The following is a 16,755-nucleotide window of genomic DNA, read 5'->3' as shown; positions in this document are numbered from 1 at the left end:
TGCTGATGCTCCGCTCGGAGCTCATCCCTTACCTCCCCCGGAACCCCGGAGTGACGACATGACGCAGGGCTCGACGCGGCGCACGGTTCTCGCCACGAGTGCGGTGGCGCTCGTGGCGGCGGGCTGCGGCACCAAAGCCGGCAGCAACTCCGAGGCGTCGCCTTCCGCAGAGGCGAACTCCCCCTCGGACGGGACGACGTCCCACCCTTCGGCGGCCTCCGGCGCCACGGAGGGGACCGCCGCCGGGCCGGAGCTGGCGAGCACGGCCGACATCCCGGAAGGCGGCGGCAAGGTCTTCGCCGAGCAGAAGGTCGTGGTCACCCAGCCGAAGAAGGGCGAGTTCAAGGCCTTCTCGGCGATCTGCTCGCACCAGGGCTGCACGGTGGGCAAGATCGCCAACGGCATGATCGACTGCCCCTGCCACGGCAGCAGGTTCCGCATCGCCGACGGCTCGGTCGCCAATGGGCCGGCGGTCAGCCCGCTGGACGCCAAGCAGATCAAGGTGGAGGGAAATTCCATCCACCTGCTGTGAGGATCCGCGTACGCTCCCGGGCATGCAGCCCGAGGACCTGGTGCGTGACCACACCATCTACGCCTGTGTCATGGGGTCGCGGGCCTTCGGGCTGGCGACGGACGACAGCGACACGGACCGCAGAGGCGTGTTCGTCGCGCCCACTCCCCTGTTCTGGCGCTTCGAGAAGCCGCCGACGCATGTGGAGGGGCCCCTCGATGAGCAGTTCAGCTGGGAGCTGGAGCGCTTCTGCGTGCTGGCGCTGCGCGCGAACCCCAACATCCTGGAGTGCCTGCACTCGCCCCTGGCGGAGTACGTGGACGACACCGGCCGCGAACTGCTGTCCCTGCGTGGCGCGTTCCTCTCCCGGCAGGTGTACGGGACGTTCACCCGCTATGCGCTGAGCCAGCGCGGGAAGCTCGAAGCCGATGTCCGCACGCACGGCGCCCCGCGCTGGAAGCACGCGATGCACCTGCTGCGCCTGCTGGCCAGCGCCCGCGACCTGCTGCGCACCGGCACGCTGACGGTCGACGTCGGCGACCGGCGCGAACCGCTCCTGAAGGTGCGGCGGGGTGAGGTCCCGTGGCCCGAGGTCGAGTCCTGGATGGCCCGCCTGGCCGCCGAGACCGAACGGGCCGCCGACCGCACCCCGCTCCCCGCGGAGCCCGATCACCGACGCGTGGCGGACTTCCTGCGCCGTGTCCGCCACGCGTCGGCCTGCCAGGCAGGCGTCTGAGCCGGCCGGGCCCTGAGGCCGGGTCGGCCAGGCCCAGAGGCCGGAGGCCGGGTCGGCCAGGCCCGGAGCCCGGGTCGCCCACTGCCTAGAGGTCGACCTCGTTCATCAGCATGCCGACCTCGGTGTTCGACAGGCGGCGGAGCCAGCCGGACTTCTGGTCGCCCAGGGTGATCGGGCCGAAGGCGGTGCGGACGAGCTTGTCGACCGGGAAGCCCGCGGCGGCGAGCATGCGGCGGACGATGTGCTTGCGACCCTCGTGGAGGGTGACCTCCACGAGGTAGTTCTTGCCGGTCTGCTCGACGACCCGGAAGTGGTCCGCGCGCGCGTAGCCGTCCTCCAGCTGGATGCCGTCCTTGAGCTGCTTGCCCAGGTCCCGCGGGATGGGCCCGACGATGTGCGCGAGGTAGGTCTTGCGCACGCCGTACTTCGGGTGGGTCAGCCGGTGCGCCAGCTCGCCGTGGTTGGTGAGCAGGATCACGCCCTCGGTCTCGGTGTCGAGCCGGCCGACGTGGAAGAGGCGCGTCTCGCGGTTGGTGACGTAGTCACCGAGGCACTGGCGGCCCTCCGGGTCCTCCATGGTGGAGACGACACCGGCGGGCTTGTTCAGCGAGAAGAACTGGTACGACTGCGTGGCCACGGTCAGGCCGTCGACCTTGACCTCGTCCTTCTCCGGGTCGACCCGGCGGCCCTGCTCCAGGACGATCTCGCCGTTGACCTCGACCCGGGCCTGCTCGATCAGCTCCTCGCAGGCGCGCCGCGAACCGTATCCCGCGCGGGCGAGCACCTTCTGCAGACGCTCGCCCTCCTGCTCGGCGCCCGGGAAGGTCTTGGGCAGCTTGACGTCCTTCTTGCCGGCGTACCGATCGCGGTTGCGCTCCTCCATCCGCGTCTCGTACTCGCGGGAGCGGGCCGGAGCCGTACGGCCGCCCTGCTGGGGCTGCTTGGGGCCGCCCTTGGCGCCACCGCGCGCGGTTCCGCCGCGTCCGGACTTGGGGCCGTCCTTGGTCGCGCCGGGGCCGACGTCGTAGCGGCGCTCCTCGGGTCGGGGGTTGCGGGGGCGGCCCTGCCCCTGCCGCTCGTCCCTGTTGTTGCCGGCACCGCGGTAGTTGCCGCGCCCGCCGTTCCTGCCGCTGCCGCTGCTTCGCATCAAAATTCCGTCGTCGTGTTCGTCGTGTGGTCGCCGTCTGCGCCCGGCGCGTCATCGGGAGCGTCCGGGTCGAACGACGGTACGCCCTCCTGGGTCTCGGCCTCGATCGCCTCCGCCTCGGGGAGGAAGGGCGCGAGTTCCGGGAGCTCGTCCAGACCGCGCAGGCCCATCCGCTCCAGGAAGTAGTTCGTCGTCCTGTACAGGATCGCACCTGTTTCGGGTTCCGCGCCCGCCTCCTCGACCAGACCGCGTTGGAGCAGCGTACGCATGACTCCGTCGCAGTTGACCCCGCGGACGGCGGAGACGCGGCTGCGGCTGACCGGCTGGCGGTAGGCGACCACGGCGAGGGTCTCCAGGGCGGCCTGGGTGAGCCGGGCCTGCTGGCCGTCCAGGACGAAGCCCTCGACGGCGGCGGCGTACTCGGGGCGGGTGTAGAAACGCCAGCCGCCGGCGATCAGCCGCAGCTCGAAGCCGCGGCCCTGCACGGTGTACTCGTCCGCCAGTTCGCGCAACGCGTCCGCGATCTGCCGGCGGGGCCGTTGCAGGATCCTCGCCAGGTGCTCCTCGGTCGCGGGCTCGTCCACGACCATGAGGACGGCCTCCAGGGCGGGCCTGAGGTCGAGGTCGGCGACGGTGCTCGGGCCCTCGGACGGGTCGGTGGTCTCCTCGCTCACGCCTTCTTCTCCTCCTTGGGCTCCTCGGGCTCCTTGGGCACCTCGGGCGGACGGTCGAACTCGTCCGTCACCGTGGGCGTCTCGTCCCCGTCACCGCCGGTCCAGCGCACGATCAGCTCGCCGAGGGCGGTCTCCTGGTCCAGGGCCACGGCCTTCTCGCGGTACAGCTCGAGCAGGGCGAGAAAGCGGGCCACGACGGTGAGCGTGTCGTCGGTGTCCGCCACCAGTTCCCGGAAGCCGGCCTCACCGAGTTCCCGCAGCCGCGCGATCACGATCCCCGCCTGCTCCCGCACGCTGACCAGCGGCGCGTGGATGTGGTCGACGTACACCTGCGGCTTGGGCTTGGGCTGCATCGCCTTGACCGCGAGTTCGGCGAAGCGCGCCGCGCCGATGCTGATGACGACCTCGGGCAGCAGTTCGGCGTGGTGGGGTTCCAGCCCGACGGTACGGGGGTGGCGCCGGCCCTCCTCGTCCAGCCGGCGGCTGAAGATGTCGGCGATCTGCTTGTACGCGCGGTACTGGAGCAGCCGTGCGAACAGCAGGTCGCGTGCTTCGAGCAGCGCCAGGTCGGCCTCGTCCTCCACCTCGGCCGCGGGCAGCAGCCGTGCCGCCTTCAGGTCGAGCAGGGTGGCGGCCACGACCAGGAACTCGGTCGTCTGGTCCAGGTCCCAGTCGGGCCCCATGGCCCGGATGTGCGCCATGAACTCGTCGGTGACCTTGGACAGGGCCACCTCGGTGACGTCGAGCTTGTGCTTCGAGATCAGCTGGAGCAGCAGGTCGAACGGCCCCTCGAAGTTGGCCAGCCGAACCTTGAACACCCCGTCGCCGGCCCCCTCCGACGGCGGCCCGGCCTCGTCCCCCACACCGGAAGCGGCCTCGACCACCGCCTCGGGCACCGGCGCGGCCTCCGCCCGGCTCCCGCCATCGACCGCTGGTCCGAGGGCAACACCGGACTCCGCCCGCGAATCGGGTGCGACCGCCGACCGCGCAGAAGCCCCGGAGCCCGGCGCGGCTTCCGCCCGGCGCCCCGCGTCGGCTTCCGCTTCGGAAGCAGCACGAGTCTCCGCCCGGGAAACGACTGTGACCGCCGACTCCGAAACGTCTCCGGACTCCAGCGCATCCTCCGCCCGGCGCCCCGCGTCAGCCGTTGGTCGGAGGGCGCCACGAGCCTCCGCCCGGGAACCGTTCGCGACCGCCGGCTGCGAGGCATCCCCGGCCCCCGGCGTGGCCGTCGTGTCGGAAGCGGCGCGGGGCGAGCCGCTCGGCTCGGCCGGCGCAGTCTCGGCGACGCCGATCGCCTGCTGGGCCGGCGGCTCGGCGGCCGGGCTCACCGGACCGTCCCCGGGGAGGTCCGCCGGAGGCTCAGGAGCCGGTACCGACGGCTTGGAAGGCTGCTCGGCGGCCCCGGGTGCGGGCATGGGCTCCGGGGGCGCGGCCGGCGGTTCGGGGCGCTCGTCCTGGGGCGCGGGTGGCTCGGGTGGGTGAGCCGATGGTGGGGATGCCGTTCCCGGGCCGCGGCCGAGGGCGCGTCTGCGGCCGGTGGGGGTGGGAGCGTCGTTCGAGGTCATTGCCGTCGCAGGCTACCGCTTACCGCCCACGCGGACGGCTAACGGCCGCGCAGCCGCCGAACCAGGATGCTCGCCTCGCCCCGGGACTCCAGGTCGGCCAGCACCACGGCGATCGCCTCGCGGACGATGCGCCCGCGGTCCACGGCGAGCCCGTGCTCGCCGCGGAGCACCAACCGGGCGTGCTCGAGGTCCATGAGCTCCTCGGCGGACACGTACACGGTGATCTTCTCGTCGTGCCGTTCCCGTCCGCTGGGCCGGCGCGCCGCGCCGCGGCCCCGCTTGCGCGGCTGCGCGGCGGCAGAACCTTCCTGCGCCGCCGCCGAACGCCGCGCGGAGCGCTCCGCGGTCGCGGACCGGCTGCGGGACTCGCCCGCGTCGTTCGGCCCCGCATCCACCGCCACGTGCTCCGCGCCCTCGCCGTCGCCGCCCTGCGCGGGCACCGAATGCGGCGCGTCCTCCGCGGCGGCGGCCGCGTCGCCCTCCGCCGCGGGGGCGGGCACCCGGGCCTCGCCGCCTGCCTGGCGTCGGGGAGTGGACGGCTGGAGCGCCATTCCCCCTGTCGTACGGAACAGTTCGTCGGCCCCCGGCAGACTCACTCGGCGTGACACCGGGCGAGCACCTCCCTGGCGAGCTGGCGGTAGGCGGCGGCACCGACGGAGTTGGAGGCGTACGTGGTGATCGGCTCACCGGCGACCGTGGTCTCCGGGAAGCGGACCGTGCGCCCGATGACCGTGTGGTACACGTGGTCGTCGAACGCCTCGACGACACGCGCGAGCACCTCACGGCTGTGCACGGTGCGCGAGTCGTACATCGTGGCCAGGATCCCGTCGAGCTCCAGCTCCGGGTTGAGGCGCTCCTGGACCTTCTCGATGGTCTCGGTCAGCAGTGCCACACCGCGCAGCGCGAAGAACTCGCACTCCAGCGGCACGATCACCTTGTGCGCGGCCGTGAGGGCGTTGACGGTGAGCAGGCCGAGCGAGGGCTGGCAGTCGATGACGATGTAGTCGTAGTCGTCCATCAGCGGCTTCAGGGCGCGCTGGAGCGTCGACTCGCGCGCGACCTCGCTCACCAGCTGGACCTCGGCGGCCGACAGGTCGATGTTGCTGGGCAGCAGGTCCATGTTGGGGACCGCCGTCTTCAGCAGGACCTCGTCCGCGGACATGCCCCGCTCCATGAGCAGGTTGTAGACGGTGAGGTCGAGCTCCATGGGGTTGACGCCGAGACCCACCGACAGCGCGCCCTGCGGGTCGAAGTCCACGAGCAGCACCCGGCGGCCGTACTCCGCGAGCGCGGCACCCAGGTTGATGGTCGACGTGGTCTTGCCGACGCCGCCCTTCTGGTTGCACATCGCGATGATCTTCGCGGGGCCGTGGTCGGTCAGCGGACCCGGGATCGGGAAGTACGGCAGCGGGCGTCCGGTCGGGCCGATGCGCTCACGGCGCTGGCGGGCCGCGTCGGGCGCGAGCGTGGCCGCGTACTCGGGGTCGGGCTCGTACTCGGCGTCGGGGTCGTAGAAGTGCCCCTCGGGCAGTTCGTCGTAGTCGGCGAAGTGGTTGTGGGGCGCGCCACTTCCGTCGCCGGCCATGGCGTTCACGTGATGGCCATCCATGCTTGGGTGTGCTGGCTGAGTCACCCCTGGTGTCCGGTGACTCTGGTGGGCTGCGAAGGTGCGCACAGCAACGGAGCCGACAGCCTCGAGCCGCGTGGGGCCCTGGCCCGTCGCAGGCATTCCTGGTTGACCACCCCCGGGAGAAAATGTCGACTCATTCACAAGTCGTCTTACCTCCTTGGTGACCAGGGAACTTCTAGACAGGTCAGCGTGGCACCATGCCGACGATTGGCGACTCTATGGCGTGTCGGCGGTCCGCAGCAACACAATCCGCCGGACCCGGCCCGATGTGTCGGTAATGGAACACACCTCTGTCAAGGGCGTACGACCGTCGCACGACAGGTTTCACCGGTGCGTGAATCGGTCGAATGGTTGCGTTCGAGGCGAGTTGACCGAGTGCGGCGAAGTGACCATACACACATCCGGCCGGACCTTGTGGGACAAGGTCCGGCCGGTCGTGCGAGGTTGACGACGCGTGTTGACGTATCGCCTTTCACACCTTGGCGACTTGGCGACCCGCTCAGCCGAGCAGGGACTCCAGCGCGACGTGCTCCAGGCCGTGGGCCTCGGCGACCTCGCGGTAAACGACCTTGCCCTCGTGGGTGTTGAGGCCCTTGGCCAGCGCCGCGTCACGGCGCAGCGCCTCCACCCAGCCGCGGTTGGCGAGTTCGACGATGTACGGCAGCGTGGCGTTGGTCAGCGCGTAGGTCGAGGTGTTGGGCACCGCGCCCGGCATGTTGGCGACGCAGTAGAACACCGACTCGTGGACCTTGAAGGTCGGCTCGGCGTGCGTGGTCGCGTGGGAGTCCTCGAAGCATCCGCCCTGGTCGATCGCGATGTCGACAAGGACACTTCCGGCCTTCATCCGGGACACCAGCTCGTTGCTGACCAGCTTCGGGGCCTTGGCGCCCGGGACGAGCACGGCGCCGACCACGAGGTCGGCCTCGACGCAGGCCTTCTCCAGCTCGAAGGCGTTGGAGACGACGGTCTTGATCTTCGTGCCGAAGATCTTGTCCGCCTCCTTGAGCTTGTTGATGTCCTTGTCCAGGAGGGTCACGTGGAAGCCCAGACCGATGGCGATCTGCGCGGCGTTCCAGCCGGAGACGCCACCGCCGATGATGACGGCCTCGCCGGCCGGCACGCCCGGGACGCCGCCCGGCAGCACACCGCGGCCGCCCGCGGCGCGCATCAGGTGGTAGGCGCCGACCTGCGGCGCGAGGCGGCCCGCGACCTCGGACATTGGGGCGAGCAGCGGCAGCGCGCGGTTCGGGAGCTCGACGGTCTCGTAGGCGATCGCCGTGGTGCCGGACTCCAGCAGGGCGTCCGTGCACTCCTTCGAGGCGGCCAGGTGCAGGTAGGTGAAGAGGATCTGGTCCTTGCGGAGGCGGTGGTACTCCTCGGCGATGGGCTCCTTGACCTTCAGCACCATGTCGGCGGCGGCCCAGACCTCGTCCGCGGTCTCGAGGATCCGGGCGCCGGCGGCCACGTACTCCTCGTCCGGGATCGAGGAGCCGACGCCCGCGTTCCGCTCGACGACGACCTGGTGGCCGTTACGCACGAGCTCGTGCACGCCGGCGGGGGTGATGGCCACCCGGAACTCGTTGTTCTTGACTTCGCGGGGGATGCCGACCTTCACGTCGATCACGGTCCTTGGCTCAGAGAATGTGGGGCAATATCAGACGTACCCCGGCATGCGAGGGCATACCAGGCAACACCGCAGGAGAACGAGCGGCAGAACCAGTCTAATGAAGGCTTTCTCTCTGTCTAGCCTTCCATTGCATCAATCTTCAGTGGATGCACTGCGGATTTCGCAGGCATTGGCGTCATCTTCCGTCAAGGGGCCCTCCGGGCCGCCGTCCTCGGCCGCAGAGACCTCGTCGCCGAGCATGCGCCGGGCCGTCCCGCGGTGCAGGGCCGCCGTGGCCGAGTCGCCCAGCCGCTCCAGGGTGTCGGCGAGCCGCAACTGGAGCGCCGCCTGGAGCCGTACGTCCTCGGCACGGCGGGCCCATTCCACCGCCTCCCGGCAGGTGCGCAGGCAGTCCTCGGGCCGCCCGGCGTACTCCTGGACGCGCGCCAGCTCGCTCAACGCCCTCGCGTGGGCGGCGACATCGCCCGCCTTGCGGTGCATGGCGGCGGCCGCCCGCCAGTCGCGCAGGGCCTCGCCGTAGCGGCCCGCGTAGGTATGCGCGGTGGCGATGCGGCCGTAGAGGCGGGCGGCGTCCTCGCGCTCCTCGCGCGCGAGCCGCTGCGCCAGGGCCCGGCCGAACCAGTCGGCGGCCCGGTCGTAGTCCCCCAGCTCCTGATGGGCGCTGCCTACGGATTCCATGGCGCGGCTGATCGCGTACGGGTCGTCGGCCTCCCGTCCGGCGTCCAGCGCGGCCCGGTAGCGGGCCAGTGCCCCGGCCGTACGCCCGGTGCGGGCGTCCAGGTCGGCGAGGTTCAGCAGGGCGGCGGCCCTCTCCCGGGGCAGCCCCCGCCGCTCGGCCACGTCCAGGACGAGCCGGTGGATGCCGTAGAGGTCACCGGCGGCGGCCTGGGTGCCGATGTGCGCCACCATGGCCCGCACCAGCTGGGACATCAAGCGGCGGGCCAGGGTGTCCAGTTCGCCGTCGGCGACGGCGAGCCGGGCCGCGGCGAGCAGGGCGGGCCTGCGGGCCCGCAGCCACTTCTCGGCGGCCCGCGGAGTGGCGAAGCGCAGCCCGGGAGGCAGACTCTTCAGCTTCTCCCTGGTCTCGGGGCTGTCGGTCTCGGTGATCGCCCGGCAGGACTGGAGCAGCCGCACGGTCCGCTCCAGCATCCGGGCGCGGGCGAGCCGCAGCTCGGCGGGGCGGTCCCGGCGTCCGGCGAGGTCCGCCAGCAGCGGGTGCAGGCAGCCGGGAACCTCGTAGCACGGCAGTGATGAGGGGACGGCGCGCAGCACGCCGAGTTCGGCGAAGTCGTCGAGGAAGCCGCGGGCGGCCTCGACCGAGCAGCCGGCGAGCGCGGAGGCGGTCTGCGGGTCGACGTCTCCGGCCGGGGCGAGGGAGAGCAGGCGCAGCAGCCGGGCGGCCGGACCGGACAGAGTGTCGTGCACGAACCGGAGCACCCGGTCGAGGACGGAGCGCTCGTCGGGGTCGGCGCGCAGCTGCTTGGCGAGGTCGGCGACGGCCGCCTGGGGGTGGGCGGCGAGCCAGCCGCCGGCCAGGGTGAGCGCGGCGGGCTGGCCCTGGCAGACCTCGATCAGGCTCTCGGCGGCACGCGGGTCGACGGTGATGCGCACCGGGTCGATGCGCTGCGCCAGCAGCTCCACGCCGGACTTCGTGTCCAGGCCGCCCAGGGTGCACGGGCGGACGTCGGCGATCCCGGTGAGCGGGCCCCGGGAGACGGCGACGAGCAGGCAGTCGGCGTTCTCCGGCAGCAGCGCGTCGACCTGGTCCGCGCCGGCCGCGTCGTCGAGCAGGAGCAGCGCCCGGCGCTCGGCGAGGGCGGTGCGCAAGGCCTCGGTCAGGTCGTCCTCGGCGGCGCCGGGCGGGGTCGGCAGATCGAGGGCGGTGAGCAGGTCGCGGGCGACGGCCTCGACGGGTACGGGGGTGCCGTCGGGTTCGGTGAGCCTGGCGCGCAGTACACCGCCGGGGTAACGCTGCGCGACCTGCCCCACCAGTTCCTCGGCGAGCGCCGTACGGCCGGATCCTGGCCTGCCCGCGATCAGCAGGACGCGTGCGCGCGGCTCCTTGCGGCCGGCCAGGGTGTCGAGGCCGGCCCGCTCGATGTCGGCGCGCAGCTCCTTCAACTCCCGTGTACGGCCCAGGAAAAGACTCCTCGCGGCCGCGGGGAACCGGTCCCCGCCGGACAGGTTCACGCCACCTGCGTCCACCGCCTGATCCGTCACGGGCCACACTCCCGTCCCACGCACGTGCAAGCCCGCCGGGACTCCGGTTCGGGCGTTTCCAGAGCCTAGTTCACGCTCTGCGACGTTCCGTGAGGAGCACGGCGGACACGTCGCCCGATCGGATCTGGCGATCGTCACACCGCAGGGGTCACCGGTGTGCTCAGGACGCGAAGGGGCGCGCCGGCCAGGGCGCCTCGGCCGGGCGCAGCGCGTCCAGTCCGTCCCCCTGGCGCGCGGCGACCAGCGACAGGACGCCCACCACCAGGCAGTTGTTGTGCAGTTCGCCCGCGAGCACGCCCCGTACCAGTTCGTCCACCGGCATCCGCGCGTGCTCCATGTCGGTCTCCTCGTGCTCCGCCGCGAAGCGCTCGCCGACCGCCTCGGACAGGCCCCGGGCGAGGAAGATCCGCACGGACTCGTCGCAGCCGCCCGGGGTGGTGTAGACGTCGGTCAGCACCCGCCAGTCCTCGGCCTTGACGTGGGCCTCCTCGTACAGCTCGCGCTGGGCGGCGTGCAGCGGGTTCTCGCCGGGCACGTCGAGCAGGCCCGCCGGGATCTCCCACAGCCGCTGCCGCACCGGGTGGCGGTACTGGCGGATCAGCAGCACCCGGTCCTCCTCGTCGAGGGCGAGGACGGCCACGGAGCCCGGATGCACCTGGTAGTCGCGGGTGACCACGGAGCCGTCGGGCATGACGACGTCGTCGGTGCGGATGGAGGTCTTGCCGCCGACGAACGGGGTGCTGGTGGCCCGGATCTCCCACTCCTCCGGGATGTCCTTGATCGTCATGCCCTGACCTTTCCGACGTGCGCAAGCAGAACGGGGGTGCGCACCTTCGACGGTACGCACCCCCGCAACCGTACAACCGGGTGTGCTACTTGGAGTTCTTCCGCTCGACGGCGGCCTTCACCAGGCCCGCGAACAGCGGGTGCGGACGCGTCGGGCGCGAGCGCAGCTCCGGGTGCGCCTGGGTGGCGACCAGGTAGGGGTGGACCTCGCGCGGGTACTCCACGTACTCGACGAGCTTGCCGTCCGGGGAGGTGCCGGAGAAGACGATGCCCGCCTTCTTCTCCAGCTCCGCGCGGTAGGCGTTGTTCACCTCGTAGCGGTGGCGGTGGCGCTCCTCGACGTACTCCTTGCCGTCGTAGACCTCGCGCACGATCGAGCCCTCGGCCAGCTTCGCCGGGTACATGCCGAGCCGCATGGTGCCGCCCATGTCGCCCTCGCCGGCGACGATGTCCATCTGCTCGGCCATGGTGGAGATCACCGGGTGGCCGGTGGCCGGGTCGAACTCGGTGGAGTTGGCGTCCGCGATGTCGGCGAGGTTGCGGGCGGCCTCGATCACGATGCACTGCAGGCCCAGGCACAGACCCAGCAGCGGGATGCCGTTCTCGCGGGCGTAGCGGATGGCGCCGACCTTGCCGAGCACGCCGCGGTCGCCGAAGCCGCCCGGAATGCAGATGCCGTCGACGCCGGCGAGCTGCTGCTCGGCGCCGGCCGCGGTCTTGCAGTCGTCGGAGGTGACCCACTTGATCGTCACCCGGGCCCTGTTGGCGAAGCCGCCCGCGCGCAGCGCCTCGGTCACCGACAGATAGGCGTCGGGCAGGTCGATGTACTTGCCGACCAGGGCCAGGGTGATCTCGTGCTCGGGCTTGTGGACGCGGTCCAGCAGGTCGTCCCAGGTCGTCCAGTCCACGTCGCGGAAGGGCAGGTCCAGCTTGCGCACGACGTAGGCGTCCAGGCCCTCGGAGTGCACGACCTTCGGGATGTCGTAGATCGACCGGGCGTCGGGGCAGGCGACCACGGCCGCCTCGTCGACGTCGCACATCAGGGAGATCTTGCGCTTGATCGCGGTGGGCACCTCGCGGTCGCAGCGCAGCACGATCGCGTCGGGCTGGATGCCGATGTTGCGCAGCGCGGCGACCGAGTGCTGGGTCGGCTTGGTCTTCAGCTCCCCGGAGGGGCCGATGTAGGGAAGCAGCGAGATGTGCACGACGAAGACGTTGTCCCGGCCGACCTCGTGGCGGACCTGGCGGACGGTCTCCAGGAACGGCAGCGACTCGATGTCGCCGACCGTGCCGCCGACCTCGGTGATGACGACGTCCACCTCGTCGGTGGCCATGCGCCGGATGCGGTGCTTGATCTCGTTGGTGATGTGCGGGATGACCTGCACCGTGTCGCCCAGGTACTCGCCGCGCCGCTCCTTGGCGATGACCGTGGAGTACACCTGGCCGGTGGTGACGTTGGCGGAGCCGTCCAGGTCGCGGTCGAGGAAGCGCTCGTAGTGGCCGATGTCCAGGTCGGTCTCGGCGCCGTCGTTGGTGACGAACACCTCACCGTGCTGGAAGGGGTTCATCGTGCCCGGGTCGACGTTGAGGTACGGGTCCAGCTTCTGCATCACGACGCGCAGGCCCCGGGCCTTCAGCAGCATGCCCAGGCTGGAGGCGGTGAGGCCCTTGCCGAGCGAGGAGGCGACACCCCCGGTGACGAAGATGTGCTTGGTCGTCGTGGCTTTGCTGTTTCGGAAAGCAGCGGGCGGCATGGCCAAGAGGGGGCTCCCGTGGTCGCGGTCTGTCGTGCGGTACGGCTGGCCGGTCCGGGGAACCCGGTGTCCGGCTGAGGCGCCGTCGCTGCGGTTCGGGGGTTTCGAGCCCACCGGTCCACGGGCTACCAGGGTATCAGCGCCTGACGGGCATGGCTCCCGGCCACGCTCCGCGCACGCTCGGACACGTGCGCGTACCACTCACAGGTCCCTCACCCATGGCTCACTCGTTCGGCGCACCCGGGTTGCCCGGAGCGGCACGCAGATCATCTACGTGCGTCGTATCCTGCTCGGACACTCGCTGAGGAGCCCCGCCGGCAACACGGCACCACCCCCGTCCGTATGACCCGGAACAACAAGAGCTCGTCAGTTCGTTGAGCAAGGGTTGTCGTTCTGCCCCCACGGCCGACCGGCGGTCCCCCCACCGCTCGACGACGCAGTACAACCACCCCTTGACCGCACTAGCGACAGCCCCTTCGCGGGGTGTGACGTGGCCGTTCGACTGGAGTTGCACGTGGCCGGGCGCATCGAAGACTACGCACTCATCGGAGACATGCAGACCGCTGCCCTGGTCTGCCGGGACGGGACAGTCGACTGGCTGTGCCTGCCCCGCTTCGATTCCCATGCCATCTTCGCGGGCCTGCTGGGTACCGAGGAACACGGTTTTTGGCGGATCGGCCCGGCCTTCGCGGCCGGCACACTGCCGCCCACGGCGGCCCGGCGCAGTTACCGCGGCGACTCGCTGATCCTGGAATCCGAGTGGGACACCCCGCGCGGCACGGTCCGCGTGACCGATTTCATGCCCCCGCGCGACGGCGCCCCGCAGGTGATCCGCATCGTGGAGGGCGTCACCGGCCGGGTGCCGATGCGCTCGGCGCTGCGCATGCGCTTCTCCTACGGCCGGGTCGTGCCGTGGGTGCACCGGCACGAGGGCCGCACGGTGGCGGTGGCGGGTCCGGACTCCGTGTGGTTCGACACATCGGTGAATACCTACGGCAAGTCTCTGACCACGTACGCGGACTTCACGGTCGCTCCCGGTGACCGGATCGCGTTCACGATCTCCTGGCAGGCCTCGCACAAGGAGCCGCCGCCGCTGCCGGAGCCGGAGCAGTCGCTCGAGGCGACGGAGGATTTCTGGCGCGAGTGGGTCGGGCACTGCACGTACCACGGCCCCTACCGCGAGGCCGTGGTCCGCAGCCTGATCACGCTCAAGGCCCTGACCTACGCCCCGACCGGCGGCATCGTGGCGGCCCCCACCACGTCCCTGCCCGAGGACATCGGCGGTGTGCGCAACTGGGACTACCGGTACACCTGGCTGCGCGACGCGGCGATCACCCTGTCCTCGCTGCTGCGCACCGGCTACCGCGAGGAGGCCCGGGCCTGGCGCGAGTGGCTGCTGCGGGCTGTCGCCGGCGACCCGGACAACCTCCAGATCATGTACGGCATCGCCGGCGAGCGCGAGCTGGGCGAGGCGGAGCTGGACTGGCTGCCCGGCTACGAGAACTCCGCGCCGGTCCGGGTGGGCAACGGCGCCGCGCACCAGCTCCAGCTGGACGTCTACGGCGAGGTCACCGAGGCCCTGCACCTGGCCCATATGACGGGCCTGGCCCGCAACGACTACGCGGCGCTGCTCCAGCTCAAGCTGATCCAATACCTGGAGAAGCACTGGCAGGAGCCGGACGAGGGCATCTGGGAGGTGCGCGGGCCGCGCCGTCACTTCGTGCACTCCAAGGTCATGGCGTGGGTCGCCGTCGACCGCACCATCAAGCTCATCGAGTCCGGGGAGGCGGACGGCCCGCTGGAGCGCTGGAAGGTGCTGCGCGACGACATCCACCGCGAGGTGTGCGAGAAGGGCTACGACAAGGAGCGCAACACCTTCACGCAGTCCTACGGTTCGCGGGAGCTGGACGCGTCCTTGCTGCTCATCCCGCAGATGGGCTTCCTGCCGCCGGACGACAAGCGGGTCATCGGCACCATCGAGGCGATCCAGCGCGAGCTGTCCACCGCGGACGGGTTCATCCTGCGCTACCCCACCGACGGTGACCACGCGGGCGTCGACGGCCTGCCCGGCGACGAGGGCGCCTTCCTCGCCTGCTCCTTCTGGATGGCCGACGACCTGGCGATGATCGGCCGCGTGGACGAGGCGCGCAAGCTCTTCGACAAGCTCCTCTCGCTCCGCAACGACCTGGGCCTCCTCGCCGAGGAGTGGGACCCGCGCCGCCAGCGCCAGGTGGGCAACTTCCCGCAGGCCTTCAGCCATGTGCCGCTGATCGACACCGCCCTGCGCCTGACGGCCAGCGGCGCCTACGGAGGCTGACCCGGCGCCGGGCGGGCGAGCGCGCCCGCCCGGCGGTCGGCCCAGCTCAGGGTGGTCGGACCGCTCCGGCCACCCGACGCTGCCGCGGCCCTGCGGGCAGAGGTAGCGTCCGCTTCATGGACCGCAGATTCGACACCGAGGGCACCGGCATCACCGTCCGGCGCGCCCTCGAACTGCCCGGCCTGCGCAGCGGCCTCCCCGAGGTCCTCGCCGGCGCCGACAAGCTGACCCGCACCGTCCGCTGGGTGCACGCCGGCGAGGTCCCCAACATCGCCTCCCTCCTCAAGGGCGGCGAACTCCTGCTGACCACGGGCTACGGCCTCGGCACGCGCCCCGCCGACCAGCGGGCCTTCGTGCGCACCCTCGCCGACCGCGGCATCGCGGCGCTGGTGGTGGAGCTGGGTCCGCGCTTCACCCGCCTGCCCGCCGCCCTCGTCGAGACCGCGCGGTCCGCCGGTCTCCCCCTCGTTCAGCTGCACCGCGAGGTGCCGTTCGTGGCGGTCACCGAGGAGATCCACACGGAGATCGTCAACGGCCACTACGCGCTGCTCCAGCGCGCCGAGGAGGTGCACCGCCGCTGCACTCAGGCACTGCTCGGCGGCGGTGGAGTGCCGCAGGTGCTCGGCATCCTGGCCGACTTCGCCGGCAACCCGGTCTTCCTGGAGACCCCGGACGGGCAGCTGCTGTACGCGGCCGGCTCCGGCCCCGAGGGCGCCGATCCGCTCCAGGTCTGGGAGGGACTGCGCGGCCAGCGCAAGGACGCGGCGCCACCGGCCGGTTCGGTCGTCGTGGACGTGCCCGGCGGCGGACCCGGCACCGGCTCGGTGCGCGCCCGGCTCGTGCTGCTGCCGGTCCGCTCGCCGCTGGCCCCGGTGCACCGCATGGCCGCCGAGCGGGCGGCGGGCCTCCTGGCCGTGGTGCTGATGCAGGCCCGCCAGGACGAGGAGCTGGCGGCGCGCGGCCGCGGCGACTTCCTCACCGACCTCGCCGAGGGACGTATCGCCGCGGAGGACGCTCCCGCGCAGGCCCGGGTCCTCGGCTTCAAGCCGGGCAACAGTCCGCTGCTGCCCGTGGTGATGCGGCTCGGCGACGCGCTCGCGTCCACCGGGGACACCACCCGGCCGAGCGCGGCCGCCGGCGGCGGGGGCTGGGCGGTACTGGCCCGCGCGGTCGCCGAGGAACTCGCCTCGGTGGGCGTGCCGGTGCTGCTGGGCGTGCGGCCGGTCGAGGGCCGGGTGCCGCTGCTGGTCGGCCTGCGCTCGGAGGCGGAGCGGCCCACCGTCGCGGACCGGGTCGCGGCGGCGCTGCGGGCGGGTGTGGAGCGGGCCGGGATGCGGCGGCCGGGCGGGCAGCCGGAGGTGGTGGTCGTCGGTGTGGCGGGCGGCTGGGCGGCCGCCTCGGCGGGCCTGCGGCACGCGGCGGAGGCGGCGACGGCGGCGCAGGGGCTGCCGGACCGCCCCTGGTACGACGCCCGCCGCCTGGACATCGACCTGCTGCTGTGGCGGCTGCGCGACCACCCCGACCTGGCGGCCTTCGTGGACCGCGCGATCGGCCCGCTGCGGGACCACGACCAGCGCTCGAAGCCACCGCTGCTGCCCACCCTCCAGACGTATCTGGCGCACGCGGGCCGCAAGGCGGAGACCGCCCGCGAGCTGCACCTGAACCGGCAGACGCTCTACAACCGCCTGGCCCGGATCGGGGAGTTGCTGGGTACCGACCTCGACGACCCGCAGACGGTCCTGGCCCTGAGCCTGGCCCTGCGGGCCCGCCGGCACGTGCCGTGAG

Annotated in this window: 13 protein-coding genes; 4 read left to right on the top strand and 9 right to left on the bottom strand. The window is 72.0% G+C overall.

The features are described 5' to 3' along the window. Positions 1 to 58 precede the first annotated feature (58 nt). Together ACIQFZ_RS06580 and ACIQFZ_RS06575 are read left to right on the top strand one after the other, a co-directional pair. A complete protein-coding gene (locus ACIQFZ_RS06580) occupies positions 59 to 532 on the top strand; it encodes a Rieske (2Fe-2S) protein (RefSeq protein ID WP_383060924.1) in 474 nt (157 codons plus the stop codon). Between the two features lie 22 nt (positions 533 to 554). Next, the gene (locus tag ACIQFZ_RS06575) at positions 555 to 1,247 is read left to right on the top strand and encodes a DNA polymerase beta superfamily protein (RefSeq protein WP_365418591.1); all 693 of its coding nucleotides are present in this window, start codon (positions 555 to 557) and stop codon (positions 1,245 to 1,247) included. An 85-nt stretch (positions 1,248 to 1,332) separates the two neighbouring features. On the opposite strand, the gene ACIQFZ_RS06570 is transcribed toward ACIQFZ_RS06575, so the two are convergent. The 9 genes from ACIQFZ_RS06570 to ACIQFZ_RS06530 form a co-directional block, all read right to left on the bottom strand. Then, positions 1,333 to 2,394 carry a pseudouridine synthase gene (locus ACIQFZ_RS06570; protein ID WP_402690756.1) on the bottom strand — a complete coding sequence of 354 codons (1,062 nt, stop codon included), beginning with the start codon at positions 2,392 to 2,394 and terminating at the stop codon, positions 1,333 to 1,335. Continuing rightward, complete coding sequence (gene scpB, locus ACIQFZ_RS06565) at positions 2,394 to 3,068, bottom strand: SMC-Scp complex subunit ScpB (RefSeq protein WP_365418585.1); 675 nt, start codon at positions 3,066 to 3,068, stop codon at positions 2,394 to 2,396. Before scpB ends, ACIQFZ_RS06570 begins: the two co-directional genes overlap by 1 nt. Further along, positions 3,065 to 4,183 (bottom strand): segregation/condensation protein A, encoded by a 1,119-nt coding sequence (locus tag ACIQFZ_RS06560; RefSeq protein WP_402690837.1) that lies wholly within the window; start codon positions 4,181 to 4,183, stop codon positions 3,065 to 3,067. The genes scpB and ACIQFZ_RS06560 overlap by 4 nt, the downstream gene beginning before the upstream one ends. A gap of 491 nt (positions 4,184 to 4,674) precedes the next feature. Beyond that, the gene (locus ACIQFZ_RS06555; protein WP_402690755.1) at positions 4,675 to 5,244 is read right to left on the bottom strand and encodes a hypothetical protein; all 570 of its coding nucleotides are present in this window, start codon (positions 5,242 to 5,244) and stop codon (positions 4,675 to 4,677) included. Next, entirely contained in the window at positions 5,229 to 6,365 is a 1,137-nt protein-coding gene (locus ACIQFZ_RS06550; protein WP_141362315.1) for a ParA family protein, read from the bottom strand. The genes ACIQFZ_RS06555 and ACIQFZ_RS06550 overlap by 16 nt, the downstream gene beginning before the upstream one ends. 400 nt (positions 6,366 to 6,765) lie before the next feature. Continuing rightward, complete coding sequence (gene ald, locus ACIQFZ_RS06545; RefSeq protein WP_365418579.1) at positions 6,766 to 7,890, bottom strand: alanine dehydrogenase; 1,125 nt, start codon at positions 7,888 to 7,890, stop codon at positions 6,766 to 6,768. 135 nt (positions 7,891 to 8,025) lie between these two features. Beyond that, positions 8,026 to 10,113, bottom strand: coding sequence for a tetratricopeptide repeat protein (locus ACIQFZ_RS06540; RefSeq protein ID WP_383060928.1), 2,088 nt, complete (start codon positions 10,111 to 10,113; stop codon positions 8,026 to 8,028). Positions 10,114 to 10,273: 160 nt separating this feature from the next. Next, the gene (locus ACIQFZ_RS06535) at positions 10,274 to 10,900 is read right to left on the bottom strand and encodes an NUDIX domain-containing protein (protein ID WP_376549092.1); all 627 of its coding nucleotides are present in this window, start codon (positions 10,898 to 10,900) and stop codon (positions 10,274 to 10,276) included. Between the two features lie 85 nt (positions 10,901 to 10,985). After that, on the bottom strand, positions 10,986 to 12,653 hold the full coding sequence (locus ACIQFZ_RS06530; protein WP_361416672.1) for a CTP synthase: 1,668 nt from the start codon (positions 12,651 to 12,653) through the stop codon (positions 10,986 to 10,988). A 514-nt stretch (positions 12,654 to 13,167) separates the two neighbouring features. Between ACIQFZ_RS06530 and ACIQFZ_RS06525 the strand changes: the two genes are divergently transcribed. Then, on the top strand, positions 13,168 to 14,970 hold the full coding sequence (locus tag ACIQFZ_RS06525; RefSeq protein ID WP_383060945.1) for a glycoside hydrolase family 15 protein: 1,803 nt from the start codon (positions 13,168 to 13,170) through the stop codon (positions 14,968 to 14,970). A gap of 116 nt (positions 14,971 to 15,086) precedes the next feature. Beyond that, on the top strand, positions 15,087 to 16,754 hold the full coding sequence (locus ACIQFZ_RS06520; protein WP_365418569.1) for a PucR family transcriptional regulator: 1,668 nt from the start codon (positions 15,087 to 15,089) through the stop codon (positions 16,752 to 16,754). Position 16,755 lies beyond the last annotated feature (1 nt).

This window comes from Streptomyces sp. NPDC093064 (assembly GCF_044754605.1).
GTDB lineage: Bacteria > Actinomycetota > Actinomycetes > Streptomycetales > Streptomycetaceae > Streptomyces.
The sequence above is the reverse complement of the archived record's forward strand: the minus strand, read 5'-3'. Positions and strand labels throughout refer to the sequence as shown.

Bases quoted from the DNA above. Each gene is read 5' to 3' on its own strand.
- ACIQFZ_RS06580 (WP_383060924.1), top strand. From the start codon at position 59: ATGACGCAGGGCTCGACGCGGCGCACGGTTCTCGCCACGAGTGCGGTG.
- ACIQFZ_RS06575 (WP_365418591.1), top strand. From the start codon at position 555: ATGCAGCCCGAGGACCTGGTGCGTGACCACACCATCTACGCCTGTGTC.
- ACIQFZ_RS06570 (WP_402690756.1), bottom strand. From the start codon at position 2,394: ATGCGAAGCAGCGGCAGCGGCAGGAACGGCGGGCGCGGCAACTACCGC.
- ACIQFZ_RS06550 (WP_141362315.1), bottom strand. From the start codon at position 6,365: ATGCCTGCGACGGGCCAGGGCCCCACGCGGCTCGAGGCTGTCGGCTCC.
- ACIQFZ_RS06535 (WP_376549092.1), bottom strand. From the start codon at position 10,900: ATGACGATCAAGGACATCCCGGAGGAGTGGGAGATCCGGGCCACCAGC.
- ACIQFZ_RS06530 (WP_361416672.1), bottom strand. From the start codon at position 12,653: ATGCCGCCCGCTGCTTTCCGAAACAGCAAAGCCACGACGACCAAGCAC.
- ACIQFZ_RS06520 (WP_365418569.1), top strand. From the start codon at position 15,087: ATGGACCGCAGATTCGACACCGAGGGCACCGGCATCACCGTCCGGCGC.